The organism is uncultured Ruegeria sp. (assembly GCF_947497005.1).
Lineage (GTDB): Bacteria > Pseudomonadota > Alphaproteobacteria > Rhodobacterales > Rhodobacteraceae > Ruegeria.
In genome coordinates this window covers 120,011-134,671 of the sequence record NZ_CANMFF010000011.1, presented here as the reverse complement: position 1 = coordinate 134,671, position 14,661 = coordinate 120,011, and the positions used below count along the sequence as shown (strand labels likewise).

Annotated in this window: 16 protein-coding genes; 8 read left to right on the top strand and 8 right to left on the bottom strand. The window is 58.2% G+C overall.

Features of this window, described 5'->3' with window-relative positions:
- Window positions 1-66: 66 nt before the first annotated feature.
- Together Q0816_RS16355 and trxB are read right to left on the bottom strand one after the other, a co-directional pair.
- On the bottom strand, window positions 67-1,758 hold the full coding sequence (locus Q0816_RS16355; RefSeq protein WP_298852474.1) for an adenylate/guanylate cyclase domain-containing protein: 1,692 nt from the start codon (window positions 1,756-1,758) through the stop codon (window positions 67-69).
- Between the two features lie 211 nt (window positions 1,759-1,969).
- Window positions 1,970-2,911, bottom strand: a complete 942-nt coding sequence (trxB, locus tag Q0816_RS16350) for a thioredoxin-disulfide reductase (RefSeq protein WP_298852472.1) — start codon at window positions 2,909-2,911, stop codon at window positions 1,970-1,972.
- Between the two features lie 227 nt (window positions 2,912-3,138).
- Here trxB and Q0816_RS16345 point away from each other — a divergent pair, with 227 nt between their 5' ends.
- Window positions 3,139-3,639 carry an Lrp/AsnC family transcriptional regulator gene (locus Q0816_RS16345; protein WP_298852470.1) on the top strand — a complete coding sequence of 167 codons (501 nt, stop codon included), beginning with the start codon at window positions 3,139-3,141 and terminating at the stop codon, window positions 3,637-3,639.
- Window positions 3,640-3,758: 119 nt separating this feature from the next.
- On the opposite strand, the gene Q0816_RS16340 is transcribed toward Q0816_RS16345, so the two are convergent.
- From Q0816_RS16340 to lgt, 5 genes are all read right to left on the bottom strand, one after another.
- Window positions 3,759-4,541, bottom strand: coding sequence for a Hint domain-containing protein (locus tag Q0816_RS16340; protein WP_298852468.1), 783 nt, complete (start codon window positions 4,539-4,541; stop codon window positions 3,759-3,761).
- 332 nt (window positions 4,542-4,873) lie between these two features.
- A complete protein-coding gene (locus Q0816_RS16335; protein WP_298852466.1) occupies window positions 4,874-5,002 on the bottom strand; it encodes a hypothetical protein in 129 nt (42 codons plus the stop codon).
- Between the two features lie 269 nt (window positions 5,003-5,271).
- On the bottom strand, window positions 5,272-6,030 hold the full coding sequence (pgeF, locus tag Q0816_RS16330) for a peptidoglycan editing factor PgeF (protein ID WP_298852465.1): 759 nt from the start codon (window positions 6,028-6,030) through the stop codon (window positions 5,272-5,274).
- Complete coding sequence (locus Q0816_RS16325; RefSeq protein ID WP_298852461.1) at window positions 6,027-7,094, bottom strand: SAM-dependent methyltransferase; 1,068 nt, start codon at window positions 7,092-7,094, stop codon at window positions 6,027-6,029. Before Q0816_RS16325 ends, pgeF begins: the two co-directional genes overlap by 4 nt.
- Window positions 7,091-7,978: a prolipoprotein diacylglyceryl transferase gene (lgt, locus tag Q0816_RS16320; RefSeq protein WP_298852459.1), complete on the bottom strand. Its 888-nt coding sequence runs from the start codon at window positions 7,976-7,978 to the stop codon at window positions 7,091-7,093. Before lgt ends, Q0816_RS16325 begins: the two co-directional genes overlap by 4 nt.
- Before the next feature lie 97 nt (window positions 7,979-8,075).
- On the opposite strand from lgt, the gene Q0816_RS16315 reads away from it, so the two are divergent.
- The 5 genes from Q0816_RS16315 (at window position 8,076) to Q0816_RS16295 (ending at window position 11,283) form a co-directional block, all read left to right on the top strand.
- Entirely contained in the window at window positions 8,076-8,324 is a 249-nt protein-coding gene (locus Q0816_RS16315) for an accessory factor UbiK family protein (RefSeq protein WP_298852457.1), read from the top strand.
- Window positions 8,325-8,646: 322 nt separating this feature from the next.
- Entirely contained in the window at window positions 8,647-9,147 is a 501-nt protein-coding gene (locus Q0816_RS16310; protein ID WP_298852455.1) for a YbjN domain-containing protein, read from the top strand.
- A gap of 39 nt (window positions 9,148-9,186) precedes the next feature.
- Complete coding sequence (proC, locus tag Q0816_RS16305; protein WP_298852452.1) at window positions 9,187-10,002, top strand: pyrroline-5-carboxylate reductase; 816 nt, start codon at window positions 9,187-9,189, stop codon at window positions 10,000-10,002.
- Window positions 9,995-10,333, top strand: a complete 339-nt coding sequence (locus Q0816_RS16300) for a tRNA-binding protein (RefSeq protein ID WP_298852449.1) — start codon at window positions 9,995-9,997, stop codon at window positions 10,331-10,333. The genes proC and Q0816_RS16300 overlap by 8 nt, the downstream gene beginning before the upstream one ends.
- On the top strand, window positions 10,333-11,283 hold the full coding sequence (locus Q0816_RS16295) for a D-glycerate dehydrogenase (RefSeq protein ID WP_298852447.1): 951 nt from the start codon (window positions 10,333-10,335) through the stop codon (window positions 11,281-11,283). Before Q0816_RS16300 ends, Q0816_RS16295 begins: the two co-directional genes overlap by 1 nt.
- Here the strand turns inward: Q0816_RS16295 and Q0816_RS16290 are convergent.
- Complete coding sequence (locus tag Q0816_RS16290) at window positions 11,280-11,858, bottom strand: thymidine kinase (RefSeq protein WP_298852444.1); 579 nt, start codon at window positions 11,856-11,858, stop codon at window positions 11,280-11,282. The two genes, Q0816_RS16295 and Q0816_RS16290, sit on opposite strands and share 4 nt — an antisense overlap.
- Before the next feature lie 355 nt (window positions 11,859-12,213).
- Here Q0816_RS16290 and Q0816_RS16285 point away from each other — a divergent pair, with 355 nt between their 5' ends.
- Window positions 12,214-12,675 carry a hypothetical protein gene (locus Q0816_RS16285; protein ID WP_298852442.1) on the top strand — a complete coding sequence of 154 codons (462 nt, stop codon included), beginning with the start codon at window positions 12,214-12,216 and terminating at the stop codon, window positions 12,673-12,675.
- 167 nt (window positions 12,676-12,842) lie between these two features.
- A complete protein-coding gene (locus Q0816_RS16280; protein WP_298852440.1) occupies window positions 12,843-14,645 on the top strand; it encodes a hypothetical protein in 1,803 nt (600 codons plus the stop codon).
- The last annotated feature ends 16 nt before the right edge of the window (window positions 14,646-14,661 follow it).

Here is a 14,661-nt window from a genome sequence, read left to right as displayed (position 1 = left end):
TTGGAAGGAATTTCTAATTCAGAAATCAATTCGATGATCTGTTCCCTACAAGCTGCGGTTATTCGCCTAGGCGGAGTATGTCTGTTCCTGTTCCGAGGTGCTCCGCCCAAGCTCTGCAGCTCGGGTGGCAGGCAGGGCGGGAATCGGCTCGGACACACCGCGCAGCTGGAACAGCCTGATATCGTCTTTGGGCATGGTGACACCAGCAGCCTTCAACAACTTCTCGGAAACCAACAGCTCGACCCCCAGTGCCTTGGTTTCGCTTTCCAGACGGCTGGCAACATTGACGGCATCGCCGATGATCGTCTTCGAGGCGTGTCCCTGCGCTCCGATCTCGCCCAGGACCAGATCACCAAGATGTAGCCCAATCCCGATGCGAATAACGGGGCTGCCTTCGGCATCAAGCTGTTGGTTGAACATGTCGAGGGCGTGGCTGATTTCCACGGCAGCGCTCAACCCGGCGCGGGCGGACTCCGCGGCGTCGGGTTTTTCGAAAACCGCCAGCAGCCCATCCCCCATGTATTTGTCGACAACGCCGCCCTCATTGGTGATCGCAGGCACAACCGCGTCAAAGAACCGGTTCAGCAGGAACACGATGTCATAGGGCAGTTGACCGGTCGTGCGCGCGGTAAAGCTGCGCATGTCCAGAAACAGAACGGCCAACTGACGTTCCTGACCCTGGCTGGCATGTCCACGAAAACGCCCGCCATCAGGTCGAAAGACACGAAAAACGGTGGTGGGTTCGGTTGGGCGTATCTGGCAGGCAAGCCGTGTTTGCGGCGAAGCGCCCACAGCGGCTAGGCTTCGGGCTTCGACATCGCCGGGCGGGGGCAGGGCTTCGCCTCCATCTTCCACGATCACCCGGCATGTGGTGCAGCGCCCTTTGCCGCCACACAACGCCGCATGCGGCACGCCGTTAGCCTGCGAAATCTCAAGCAGGGTCATGCCTTTTTCTGCGACCACTTCCGGCCCCTTGGCGTAACTTACGCGTACAGAATGCCTGCGCCGCCACAGTTTGCGCCCGACGTAAACAAGACCCGTTGCCGCCAAAGCCAGCCAGAAGGTCATGAGGGAATAGTCTTTTACGCTGAACAGGGTCTGAAAGGTCTCGGGCGACGGCCAGTTGTAATGCTCGATATATTGCTCGCGCAGGAATTCATCCGCAAAGTCGGCCCATATGCGGCGGCCTTCAGTCAGCAGACCGGCCAGCGCGAACAGGGGGATGAAAACAGCGACACCGATCAGATAAGGCACGGCTTTCGACCACCACCGGGTCAGCCGCAGCCACATATGCAAGCCGATGCATCCATGCACCCAAACGATCAGCAGCAGGGCGCTTTGCATCCATACTGCGATACTGGGCCACATCAGAATGATGATATATCCCATCTCGTCATTTACGTCATAGACCTCGTGCGCGACCCGCGTCTGCACGATGTGCGAGATCAGTTGCAGCGGAATCAGCAAGCCCAGACCGACTTGCAAGGCCGTGCTGAAGGGCATCCGCAGGGTTCTGCGTTGCGCGATCGACGTCAGGGCCAGACCAGCATGCGTGAACAGGGCAGCATAGAAAAGCACGCTGATGGCATTGTGGCGGGTGATGGCCTTCCGGCCGTCCTGCATCCCGTGCAGATAATCGGTATGAAACAGGCCTAAGCCAATGTTTATGAAATGGAAGAACGCGAAGACAAACAACACAAGACCACTGCCGATCCTGAGTCGGGTTGACCACCCGCCGCGCCAAAGAGCGTTGTTCAAATGCTCACCTGTTCTTCGCTTTTCCCAGAATAATCCTGATACGCCGCCGCCTGAGGGTCAAGGGATTGGCAATCGCTGCTATTGCCGCCAACGGCCACATTGCAGCTTTGGTCGTACAGTGCCCCTCGAAACCTTGGGGCACTTTCATTGAAATTCCGATTGCCAATGGATCTGGGTTTTCCCGATCACGCCGGAAAAATCAGAGCTCGCGCTATTCGTTTTCCGCCAGAAACCGTTCGGCATCCAGCGCGGCCATGCAGCCCATACCGGCGCTGGTAACAGCCTGACGATAGATATGGTCTGTCAGATCACCTGCTGCAAACACGCCCGGAACCGAGGTTAAGGTGCTGCCTGGCTTGGTGACCACATAGCCGCCCATATGGGTTTCAAGCGTATCCTTGACCAACTCGTTCGCAGGGGCATGGCCAATGGCGACAAAGACGCCCTTGCATGGGATTTCAGAGATCTCGCCGGTTTCGACATGTTTGACCCGAACGCCTTCGACGCCCAAAGGCGCGTCGGTGCCGACCACTTCTTCCAATTGGTGGAACCACAGCGGTTCGATCTTTTCATTCTTCATCAGCCGGTCCTGCAGGATCTTTTCCGCCCGCAGCTCATCGCGGCGGTGGATCAGCGTCACCTTGCTGGCGAAATTGGTCAGGAACAGGGCTTCTTCCACAGCCGTGTTGCCGCCGCCGATCACCACGATTTCCTGTCCGCGATAGAAGAACCCGTCACAGGTGGCGCAGGCCGAGACGCCAAAGCCTTTGAATTTCTCTTCCGACGGCAGGCCCAACCATTTCGCGCGCGCGCCGGTGGCCAGAATGACTGCGTCAGCGGTGTAGGTGGTGCCGCTGTCGCCTTTGGCCGTAAAAGGCCGCTGACTGAGGTCCAGATCGCTGATGATGTCGCCAATCACTTCACAGCCCATGGCCTTGGCATGATCCTGCATCCGCACCATCAGATCCGGGCCCTGTACCTCGGTGTCGCCGGGCCAGTTCTCGACCTCGGTCGTTGTTGTCAGCTGGCCACCGGGCTCAATCCCCTGCACCAGAATAGGCTCCAGCATGGCGCGGCTTGCGTAAACGCCCGCAGTGTATCCCGCGGGCCCTGACCCGATGATCAGAACCTTGGTGTGTCGTGTGTCGGCCATGGTAACTCCGCTCGAATTGCCTGAATTGGGCCTTTGGCCCGTCGCCCCGATATAGCGACCGACCGACCCGGCTTAAAGCCCTTTACTGATTATGGCCGCTCAACCGACCCTGTGCACTGTGCAGATAATATGAGAGAATTGAAAACAAAGAAAATTGCGCAAGTGCGAAACATTATTGCGCGCCTGCGGGGTACTGATATAAGAACCGCAAAAATCAGGAGCATTTTATGGTCACGACTCGGCTGGATGATATTGATCGCAAGATTCTGGCGGAACTGCAGGCAGACGGTCGCATGACCAATGTCGAGCTGGCCAAACGGGTCGGAATCTCGGCACCGCCCTGTCTGCGCCGGGTACGCACGCTTGAGGAATCCGGTTTTATCACCGGCTACCACGCCGAGGTCAACGCGCGTGAATTGGGCTTCGAGGTACAGGTGTTCGCCATGGTCGGGCTAGACAGCCAGGCCGAAACCGAACTGCGTGCGTTCGAAGAACGCTGCCGCGAATGGCCGCTGGTCCGCGAATGCCACATGCTGAACGGCGAGGTGGACTTCATCCTGAAATGCGTCGCACCCGACCTGAGCAGTTTTCAGCAGTTCCTGACGGGCGAGTTGCTGACCACGCCAAACGTGGCCAGCGTCAAGACGTCGCTTGTTATCCGCGGCGCAAAAGACGAGCCAGGCGTGCCGTTCGACGTTCTGGAAGAACGAATGAACCGGACGGCGTGACACCTACGCGTTTTGGCTGTGCGGTGTTTGGTGGCAGCATCGCAGCCACCGCCAAGGATAGAATCCAACTTAGTAACAGCTGCATGATGCCCCCCATAATGCAGTAATCGCTATCGTACTCAGGCAGTCATCGCGTCGATCTCTCCATCTCCGGCGCGCGGCATCAGCAGCGGGCCAAAATCGTTAAGCGACTCGATATGCGCAAACAGGTTCAGATAAATCGACCGTAGCGAGTGGCTGATCATCCGGACCGCGTTCACACCTGGGTGATATGTTTCGAACTGTAAACCATCTACACGAATAACGGAATGCCGTTTTAGGCAAATATGAAACAGTTCAACTGGCGTCGGAGGCATTGTTTCAATCACGCCCATCCCATCCTGGAATGCGGACACCGGTGTCAGAATCGGTTGCCCGCGATGCAGGTGCCGCAAATGCGCTGGCGTTCCTACGATCCGCGCCGCGGGTCCAGCAATCACGCCCGACATCGGCTTTTGCATCCCGAACGTATCCGCCATGACGCGCGTCAAAGGCCGTGTACGACCACGTGAATCCTCGCGCCCCGGGATCAGAGTGACAGATCCCTTCCACAGCACCGTTTCCGATGCGCCATCCTGGGTCAGAACCGTATCTCCGGGCATCAGATCTTCGATCGCCATCGGCCCGTGCTCGGTTTCGACCAGCGATCCGCGCGTAAAGGCGCAGAAGGCGTCTTCGAACATCGGCAGAGCGGGCGCGATGTGTCGGGTTTGGGTGACAGTACCGTTTTTCAGCAGGCTGCTGACTTCATAGCGGCGCAGCTGGGCTTTTGGTTTTGCGACTGGCCGCGGTGCTTCCCGCAGCATGGCCGTCGTTTCGATGGCATTTCTGGCCGCACGGGCCAGTGAACTTGGAATAGTCATAAATATTCCGTCCCCTCAAAATGTTCGATCAGACGCGGCGTACCCCCGTACAGACCAATCTGACGAACTGGTTCTTTGTCTTGAAATAAATGGGTGACCCTCGGGCGGCGGCCGAAAAGACCCCGCATGGCGACAAAATCTCGCTTTCCAATGGTCAACACATTGACCCCCCAGACAAACTCGTACTTCGCGGGCGAAAATTGCCCGCACACACACAACTCCTGAACAAATCACGAACCCCTCGCTCGTGACCCTATACACACCAGGCAGGAGCAATCCTGATGCGATTTCACCCAGTTAAGACCGGCAGCTTGGTCTTGGGCGCTTCTGTCTCAGCGTCGTGCCGCGATACGGCTGGCGACCCTGACAGAATGGCTTGATACCTGCTTCCACGGCATTTCCAGCTTCTGGTCCCGCGTGGCGGCAACCATGGCTTTCAGAAAGCGAGATTTGGTTTTCATTTTTCTGGTCCTGCTCTGAACGGAGACCTGACCCCCGCATCCTCTGTGAACCTTTTGTGACGCGTGTTTGCGGCAGGGATAAGGCTTATCCGGGATGTTTTGCAGACAAGAAATTTAGGCGGTCCATCCTTCCACTCAACACGCCAGCGTCCGAAACAAGGACGTCAGATGACCATCTGACTGCTGGCAAAAACTCGTTACGATTCTGAGTCCGATAAACACAACAAATGTGGCGGAAAAGTGGCGGAGCGCCTAAATCTGGGCCTCAATCACAATCTTATGACCGAAATCAGCCGCCCGTAATCGACCTCTTTCGCGTGTGTCGTACGGCGGTAGGAATAGAACCGATCCGGATCAGAATACGTGCAATGCCGGGTCCAGTCTGCATGACCGATTCCGGCCTGCCGCAAACGGTGAAGACCAAAGCCAGGCAGGTCGAATTGCAACCGGTCGTCCTGACCATTGGCAAAGAAACGTGTGTTGTCCGGGGACTCTGCCATGAAGGCATCCAGAAATTCGGGCCCTACCTCATAGGCGCGTTGCGAAATGCTGGGCCCGATGACGGCGCTGATGTTTCCACGCTTTGCACCAATTGCTTCCATGGCATCCAGCGTGGCCTCCAGCACACCCTCCAGCGCCCCGCGCCAGCCTGCATGGGCGGCGCCGATCACTTGGGCTTTGGGGTCGGCAAACAGGACCGGCTGGCAATCGGCTGTCAGAATCGTCAGGGCAAGACCGGGGGTCGCCGTTACGATGGCGTCGGCCCTGGGTTTGTCGCCCTGAACCGGGCCTTCAACTGTCAGAACCGCGGGAGAATGGACCTGATGCACTCCGATCATTGCCTCGGGCGCAACTTCCATCGCATCAGCAACGCGTCTGCGGTTCAGCGCGACAACCTCGGTCTGATCCGATGAGCCATGGCCGCAATTCAACCCAGAAAAGATGCCGGACGAGGCACCGCCGCGGCGGGTAAAGAACCCATGACGAAACGGGGAAAGCAGGTCTGAAGTCAGAATTTCCAGTGTCATGGCTCTAATCCTGGCGGTGGGGTGGCATAGGCGGGGAAAAGGCCCATCACTTTGAACAGATTTCCCATTTCATCCGGGTGCGTCAACCGGCGATGCGCGGTAACCAATGCATCAAGCTCAGAACCGCTCAGCGCTTTGGACAAAGCCTGCGCGCGGGCGGTTATGCCCAGCCGTTCCAGAAACACGCCCTGCGGGGTCAGTCGCGTATGGCGGCAACCACAGGCCCGGGTTGCAACGGCCAGAGGTTCAAAATCTACATGCGCAGTCAGATCGGCCTGACCGGGTGTGGCCAGTGGGTCGACGCTTTCGTGGTTTTGCAGAGCCTGCAGCGTATCGCCCAGCGAGCGCCAGTCGCCATAATCCACGATCAGGGCCGCCCCTCCATGGCTGGCAATCCGCCCCGCGATCACAGTCAATATCGGGATCGCAGCCGCGCATAGCTCTACCAGATCGTCGTCGCTGGCATCCGACAACCTGTCAGTCAGTGCCACTTGCGGCTCGGTCGGGCCCCTTCCGAACAAAAAAGAGCCGTCGCGTTCGCCCACCAGACGTTCACACCAGCCGTCGCCTTCGCGCAGGAACTGCCGGATGGGCAGGGCGTCAAAGAACTCATTGGCGACCAGCAACAACGGCTGATCCGGCAGATCCGCAACGCCGTCGATCCAGTCAGGTTGGTACTCCTTCAGAGTATCTGCCTGCGCCAGCTGCAATACCGGCGATGCTTCGACCAGAACAATCTGCGCCGCATCGTGAAATCCGGCCACGCCCCGCGTCGCACGCAGGATATCCGCCATCAACGTGCCGCGACCCGGTCCCAGCTCGCACAGGGTGAACCGCACGGGCTTTCCCTGATCCATCCAGCTTTGCGCCAAGCACAGCCCGATTAGTTCCCCGAACATCTGGCTGATTTCCGGCGCTGTGATGAAGTCCCCCGCTGCGCCCAGCGGATCGCGCGTGGTGTAATAGCCCAGCGTGGGGTGCAACAGACACTCGGTCATGTAGTCGGACACGCTCATCGGCCCATCCTGTTGGATGCGGGCGATCAACTGATCCTTCAGGCTCATGCCGCCCGCCGCGCGCGTAGGGCAAACCACAGGCCGATCGCGATCATCGGCAGTGACAGAAACTGCCCCATGGTCAGACCATAGCCGCCCACATGCCAGGCCAGCCCCAGCGGGTTGCCGGGAGACACGAACTGCGCATCCGGCTGACGGAAGAACTCGACAATAAAGCGCGACGCGCCATATCCGGCCAGAAACATGCCCATGATAAAGCCCGGTTTCTGAAACGCCCCCCGGCGAAAGACCAGCCACAGAAGCCAGGTGCCCAGCAACACGCCTTCTAGCGCGGCTTCGTACAATTGCGACGGGTGGCGCGCGCACATACCTGCGATTACGCCAGGGCAGTCCTGTGCGGCAAAGCCGGGAAAGATGACGGCCCATGGCAGCTCGCTCGGGCGGCCCCAAAGCTCGGCATTGATGAAATTGGCCAACCGTCCAAGCAGCAGTCCGGGTGGAACGGTATAGGCGACCAGATCACCCAGCGACAGGGCAGGAATCTGATGCCGACGGGCAAACAGGTAAGATGCAAGAATCACGCCAAGCAGACCGCCATGAAACGCCATGCCGCCTTGCCAGACCTTCAGAATCTCAAGCGGATGCGACAGGTAATACCCGGGTTGATAAAACAGCACGAAGCCCAGACGCCCGCCCAGAATCACGCCCAGAATGATCCATGTAACCAGATCCTCCAGTTGATCGGGCTTAATCGGCGGACTATCCGTAGGCCACAGCGCCGGGCGGCGCAAAGCCACAACCGCCAGTCGCCACGCGATCAGGATGCCCACGATATAGGCCAGCGCATACCACCTTAAGGCGAACTCCATTCCGAACAACGAGATCGAGAACAGTTCGGGCGCCAGATCGGGGAAATTCAGAACAGCTTGCATGTGCGTCTCATTGCCCGGGGTTTGCAGGACAAGTCAACCTTGAGCCCGCGCCATTCTTTGCCCATATACAGATAAACCGTGAAACCGGAGAAAAGATATGCAAACCCGCAACAAGATCCTTGACGATGTTTCCCAACTGATGACCAACGCCATGGGCGTGGCGCAGGGCGCGCGGGAAGAGGCTGAAAACGCGATGAAGTCGATGCTGGACCGTTGGCTGGCCGACCGCGATTTCGTTACGCGCGAAGAATTCGACGCCGCACGCGCCATGGCCCAGAAAGCGCGCGAAGAAAACGCAGCACTCGAAGCCCGCATCGCCGCGCTTGAGGCAAAACTGGACAAATAACGCCCCGGGCGTTTTCTGTTTTTCAGGATTTAGGACAAAATAGACCGCCGCGCAATCCAACCCGGATTGTGCGGTGACGTGTATTCTGACGTGTTGCGGAGTTTTATCAAGACAAAGCTGGCCCAAGCTCCAATATTTTGATCATCGTTGCAGTCTGTCCACAACTTATTGCTGTTATCCCCAACAAATAGGGTTGCCAGAACCTACGCCACATCGCACCATATTTAGTACAGGCCTATGGGGGAAGCCCGGTTTGTAGAGCAGGCAACTAGCGCTGGGGCGTTGCCAGCCCCGAAATGCTAGAGATTAGTGAGGTGGCATTATGGCCCTTTCCGAGCAGTATCTCGAAGAAGACCTTCATCCGATCGACATAGTTGAACATCTGGCCGAACATCACGACTGGGATTTCGATCGTATTGGCGACGATCAGATTGCGATGGCGGTTGAAGGCCAATGGCGTACCTATTCGATCACGCTGGCCTGGTCCAACTATGACGAAACGCTGCGTATGGTGTGTTCGTTCGAAATGGAGCCGCCGGCTGATCGCGAAATGCAGCTTTATGAGTTGCTCAACAAGATGAATGATCAGTGCTGGGCAGGTGCCTTTACCTATTGGGCGAAACAGAAGCTGATGGTCTATCGCTATGGGCTGGTCCTTGCAGGAGGGCAGACAGCCAGTGCCGAACAGATCGACACGATGATCACCGCTGCTGTCATGAGCGCTGAACGGTATTATCCGGCGATCCAACTGGTCACCTGGGGCAACCGGGAGGCAGAAGACGCGATGCAAGTGGCCATTGCAGAGGCCTACGGCCGGGCGTAAAGCTTTGCCCCGAACCGATTTGTAACGCGGGAGGGGCAAATGGACATGACGCGTGTAGCCGAACAGGGGCTTGTGCTTCTGGGGTGCGGAAAGATGGGGTCCGCAATGCTGGCGGGGTGGCTGGAACACGGCCTCCCGCCAGCGTCCGTTTGGGTGATCGACCCGTATCCGTCCGACTGGCTGAAGGCGCAAGGCGTCAACATCAACACTCCCTTGCCCGAATCCCCCGCCGTGGTGCTGGTTGCAGTCAAGCCGCAGATGATGGGTGACGCTTTGCCCGCGATACAGGCGCTGGGCGGTGGTAGCAGCCTGTTTGTTTCAGTCGCTGCGGGCACTTCGATTGCCACGTTCGAATCCGTATTGGGCAGTGATACCCCGATTGTTCGCGCCATGCCCAACACCCCCGCTGCCATCCGTCAGGGCATAACGGCTCTGATCGGAAACAGCCACGCCTCTGACGATGATTTGTCCTTGGCGGAAAGCCTGTTGTCTGCTGTGGGCGAGACCGTGCGACTGGACGTTGAGTCCCAGATGGATGCCGTGACCGGCCTCAGCGGGTCGGGTCCGGCCTATGTTTTCCACCTGATCGAAACCCTTGCCGCTGCAGGTGAGGCACATGGCCTGCCTGCGGAGATGGCGATGAAGCTGGCCAAATCCACCGTGGCCGGTGCCGGAGCGTTGGCCATGGCCGCCGAAGAAGACCCGACGCAACTGCGCGTCAACGTAACCTCGCCAAACGGCACCACTCAGGCTGCGCTTGAGGTGCTGATGCATGATGAACAGGGGTTCCCCGATCTGCTGCACCGCGCCGTCAAGGCTGCAACCGACCGATCCAAGGAGCTGTCACGTGAGTGAGATTTCTTTTGTCGACTTTCTCAAGGTCGACATCCGTGTGGGTGAGGTCATCCGCGCCGAGCCCTATCCCGAGGCCCGCAAACCCGCGATCAAGATGTGGATCGATTTCGGCGATGAGATTGGCGAGCGCAAGACCTCGGCTCAGATTACCGCGCATTACGATCCGTCGACATTGGTGGGCAAGCAGGTCATGGCCGTGGTCAATTTCCCTCCGCGCCAGATCGGCAGGTTCATGTCCGAGGTTCTGGTGTTGGGTCTGCCCGATGAAAGTGGCGAGATCGTTTTGATTGGACCTGACGGCAAAGTTCCAACTGGCGGGCGGATGCACTGATGAAACTGTTGATTGCACGACCGATGACCCCGGTGGTCGAGGCCCGCGCCCGCGCCGAGTTCGACGTGGAGATACGCGAGAACACCCTGCCCATGTCACAGCAGGAAATGCTGTCCGCGCTGGCGGAATTCGACGTGGTCGTGCCGACATTGGGCGATCAGTTCTCGGCTCAGATCTTTGCGGACGCTGGCTCGCCGCAGTGCAAGCTGCTGGCCAATTTCGGCGTCGGCTATAACCATATTGACGTTCAGTCCGCACGCGCGGCGGGCGTCGAGGTGACCAACACACCCGGCGCAGTGACCGATGCAACGGCTGACATCGCGATGACCCTGCTGCTGACCACAGCGCGCCGCGCAGGCGAAGGCGAACGACTGGTCCGTGCGGGTCAATGGCAGGGCTGGCACCCGACGCAGATGCTTGGCCATCATGTAACGGGCAAGCGCGTCGGTATCGTGGGGATGGGCCGCATCGGACAAGCCATCGCCCGCCGGTGCCATTTCGGCTTTGGAATGCAGGTGGCCTACCAGTCCCGCAGTGCAAAAGATCTGGACTTCGCGGCAGAGTTCACGCCTGACCTGCACAAACTGGCGGCTTCGGTCGATTTCCTTGTGCTCGCGGTCCCTGGGGGCGCTGAAACACGCCACCTGATCAATGCGCAGACCCTTGAGGCGATGAACCTGTCGGCCATTCTGATCAATATCGCACGCGGCGAGGTCGTGGACGAAGCCGCGCTGATCTCGGCGCTGGAAAACCGACAGATCGCGGGGGCGGGGCTGGACGTTTACGAGTTCGAGCCCAAAATGCCGCAGGCCCTCTGTGAGATGGAGAACGTCACTCTGTTGCCCCATCTGGGCACAGCCACCGAAGAGGTGCGCAGCAACATGGGCCATATGGCGCTGGACAACGTGGCCGCCTTTGTGGCGGGCAGGGCGCTGCCCAACCCCGTCTAGTCGCCCACCGCCTCGCGCCAATGTTTGCGGCAGAGCGAGACATAGGTCTCGTTCCCGCCAATTTGAACCTGAGCGCCCTCGGTGATGGCCCGGCCATTCTCGTCCTGACGAATCACCATCGTGGCCTTGCGTCCGCATTTGCAGATGGTGCGCACCTCGCGCATCTCGTCAGCAAGGGCCAGCAGAGCGGCTGATCCCGGGAACAGCTTGCCCTGAAAATCCACCCGCAGCCCATAGGCCAGCACCGGCACGTCCAGATCATCCACCGCACGGGCCAGTTGCCAGACCTGAGCTTCGGTCAGAAACTGCGCCTCGTCGATGAACACGCAGGTTACTGGGCCGTCGTTCAGGCGTTTCCGGATCATGGCGAAAACATCGTCTGCGGGCGTGAACGTATCAGCCTGCTCAGAGATGCCGATGCGCGATGCGATCCGCCCGACACCTGCCCGCCCGTCAAGGGCGGCAGTCATCAGGTACGTCTGCATACCGCGCTCGCGATAGTTGTGCGACGCCTGCAGCAACACGGTCGATTTTCCCGCGTTCATGGTCGAATAATTGAAATACAGCTTTGCCATGAGGCGGGTCTAAAACGCTTGGGGAAAAGGAACAAGATATCAATCGTTTTACCAGAGCGACGTCGCCGTTACGTTTGCAGAGGCCGAGCTAGGCTCTTTGGGGATGGAACCCCCACATCTGCAACAGCGACGCCGTCGGCCAACATGTGGCCAAAACGGAGCAAGGCTCAACAATACTGCCCTGCAATTACTCGTTACCGGCTTGAACTGCCGCCACTCACTCACAAAATCCCCCGCATATCTGAGGGATAGCCAATTTATGACATTTCAATTATGACTGGGTTATGGGAAATTTCCCCACGCTTTCCCCCGTCTGGACATCGGGCAGGCGTTTGCAGGTAACAAAGGTAAAACAATGGCAGATATCGGGGCCTACCTGAAGAAACACACAGAAGCGTTGGTCAAAGATGTTGGAATCGAAGCCGCATGTGAAATTACAGGGAAATCCAAGGCCACATTAGGCCGGTACTATTCAGACAATGCCGAACATGCAGACAGGTTCATGCCTGTGGACGCAGTTGCACGCCTTGAAAACGCGGCAAGTTACCCACATGTGACGTCCGCTTTGGCGGATTTGAAGAACATCACATTGTCCTATAGTGACCGTAACACAACCACGCCGCGCACCGGTGGCGTAAATTCGGATGTCATCGCACTCAGCCAAAGGTTCGCGATGTTGATGACCGAATATCAGGCCGCAATCGAAGACGGAATCATTACCGTCAACGAAGCCAAACGGCTGTTGAAAGAAACCAGTTTGCTGCAGCAGGTTTTGATCGAGATGAAGCTTCATCTGGAAGAAGAAAGCGTCAGCTAGGCGTCATCCTGACCTTTAATACCCAGGACCGGCTGAATTCCGCCTGTCCCGATTGGCCAGATTTTTCATGCTGAAAGGCAGGAATTCTGACTGTGTTGCTTGCCTCAATTCAGTCACGTCTGTCCTTTAGGGTCTGTTGCGGGCAAGACCGTCAAAGGCAAAGCATCATGCAGAAACAGCAGGGATCATACAGTATTCTCGCAGACCGGTTGGTTTTGAGGATTTTTGTATGCGCCTGTGCGGCTCTTCTGGCTCTGATGGCACTCACAGCCCATCAGGAAGGCTCGGACGATGTAATGCGCTGGGTGGTCGTGCAGGATCTTCTGGTAGGACAGGGTTGGTTCGACAGCTATCAGTATCGGCTGGGACCCGAAGGCGGCACACTGATGCACTGGTCCCGGTTGATCGACGCACCAATTGCGGTACTTTATGGGTCGTTCGGGGTGTTTCTGGCGCCTGATATCGCCTTGCAGGCAACAGCTTTGGTCTGGCCAGCCCTGTTGGCGGGGCTGACCTTGTGGGCCTTTGCAGTGACCGGAGGTGTTCTGGGCGCGCGTGCAGGGTCGATTTCGGCACTGGTTGTCGGCGTGCTGGCGCTCGAACATTCCCGGAAGTTCGACTATTTCTCTTTTGATCATCACAATGTTCAGATTCTGCTATTCGCAGCGGCGCTGGCGTTCTTTGTTCTGCGCAAGGAAAAGCCATATGCGGGGTGGTGGCTGGGCGCCTGTCTTGCCTTGTCGGTATCAATAGGCGCCGAATCGATATTGCAGATCGCGCTTATCGCGATGTTTTTTGCAATTGATTGGATCGTGAACGGTGAACCGACCCGCCGCCCGACCATCACATTTGGTGCGGGGCTGACCGTGACGCTTGTGCTGGCCAGTCTTGCGACAACAGGGCAAGAGGCTTTCGTGTTCCCAAGCTGCGACGCTCTGACGATCAGTGTGGCTTTACCGGCGACTGTGGCTGCGCTGGGTCTTTGCGCGGTGGCATGGATCGGATCCGGCTGGTCGTTTTGGGGCCGCCTTGGCGCGTGCCTCGCTGTCGGCGCGGTGACATTGGCCTGCGCTTACGCTTTTGCCCCACACTGTCTCAGCAACCCGATCGAGGCCCTGCCTCAGGATATGCGGGATTACTGGCTGAGCCAGGTCGCTGAAGCACAGAAGATCTCCGTCACATTGGAACGGCACAAGGGCGAAGCTCTGGCCTTGATCGCGATGTCGATCCTTACGATGGCAGCCGCCCTGATCTTTTTATTCAGATCGCCTTTCAGACTGGACTATGCGCTGTTTCTGGCGCTGATCGCGGCCGGTCTGATCGTGTTCCTCTATCAGTCCCGGATGATGACATTCCTGAACGTTTCGCTGGTCGCCGTGCAGGCCCAGATCTTGTGCGCCCTGTACAACAGTTATGAAACCAGTGGCCGAAAACTATCGGGGTTGGCGATGGTCGCTTTCGTCCTTTGCGTCTCACCGAAAATCGGCATCAGCGTTGAGGAACAGCTGGACCGTTTTGCGGGCCCGTCCCTTGCGGCTCCTGCAGCATCAGCCAAACAGGTCGCAAAAAATCCCGGTGCATCCTGCAAAACGCCGCAGGCCTACGCGACCCTGCGAGATCTTCCTCCCGGAAGAGTTTTGGTTGATTTCGACTTTGCCGCAAACGTGCTGCGCTATTCCGACCATTCTGTTCTGGCGGGGAATTACCACCGGAATCAGGCCGGTATTCTGGCGCAGATCGACCTGTACCGTTCAGAAGCTTCTCAGGTCGGGCCACGTCTGGCCGCGCTGGACGTGGATTACGTCCTGCTCTGCACATCCGCACCACGCGCCGAGTTCTGGTCCTGGGCGTCACAGGGTCGCGGTTTGCAAACGCGTTTGGTTGAGGGTGAAACGCCCGCCTATCTGGCTCGGGTACAGGGTGCAGAGGATGCGGCTTTTCAGGTCTTCAAAGTGACTGTGGCAAACTAAGCCCGGTGAGCCCAGC

What these genes read in the sequence shown, in the direction of transcription:
- Q0816_RS16340 (WP_298852468.1), bottom strand. Translation starts at nt 4,541, where the DNA reads ATGACTATTCCAAGTTCACTGGCCCGTGCGGCCAGAAATGCCATCGAA.
- Q0816_RS16280 (WP_298852440.1), top strand. Translation starts at nt 12,843, where the DNA reads ATGCAGAAACAGCAGGGATCATACAGTATTCTCGCAGACCGGTTGGTT.
- Q0816_RS16295 (WP_298852447.1), top strand. Translation starts at nt 10,333, where the DNA reads ATGAAACTGTTGATTGCACGACCGATGACCCCGGTGGTCGAGGCCCGC.
- Q0816_RS16345 (WP_298852470.1), top strand. Translation starts at nt 3,139, where the DNA reads ATGGTCACGACTCGGCTGGATGATATTGATCGCAAGATTCTGGCGGAA.
- Q0816_RS16290 (WP_298852444.1), bottom strand. Translation starts at nt 11,858, where the DNA reads ATGGCAAAGCTGTATTTCAATTATTCGACCATGAACGCGGGAAAATCG.
- lgt (WP_298852459.1), bottom strand. Translation starts at nt 7,978, where the DNA reads ATGCAAGCTGTTCTGAATTTCCCCGATCTGGCGCCCGAACTGTTCTCG.
- Q0816_RS16335 (WP_298852466.1), bottom strand. Translation starts at nt 5,002, where the DNA reads ATGAAAACCAAATCTCGCTTTCTGAAAGCCATGGTTGCCGCCACGCGG.
- Q0816_RS16285 (WP_298852442.1), top strand. Translation starts at nt 12,214, where the DNA reads ATGGCAGATATCGGGGCCTACCTGAAGAAACACACAGAAGCGTTGGTC.
- Q0816_RS16310 (WP_298852455.1), top strand. Translation starts at nt 8,647, where the DNA reads ATGGCCCTTTCCGAGCAGTATCTCGAAGAAGACCTTCATCCGATCGAC.
- pgeF (WP_298852465.1), bottom strand. Translation starts at nt 6,030, where the DNA reads ATGACACTGGAAATTCTGACTTCAGACCTGCTTTCCCCGTTTCGTCAT.
- Q0816_RS16325 (WP_298852461.1), bottom strand. Translation starts at nt 7,094, where the DNA reads ATGAGCCTGAAGGATCAGTTGATCGCCCGCATCCAACAGGATGGGCCG.
- Q0816_RS16315 (WP_298852457.1), top strand. Translation starts at nt 8,076, where the DNA reads ATGCAAACCCGCAACAAGATCCTTGACGATGTTTCCCAACTGATGACC.
- trxB (WP_298852472.1), bottom strand. Translation starts at nt 2,911, where the DNA reads ATGGCCGACACACGACACACCAAGGTTCTGATCATCGGGTCAGGGCCC.
- proC (WP_298852452.1), top strand. Translation starts at nt 9,187, where the DNA reads ATGGACATGACGCGTGTAGCCGAACAGGGGCTTGTGCTTCTGGGGTGC.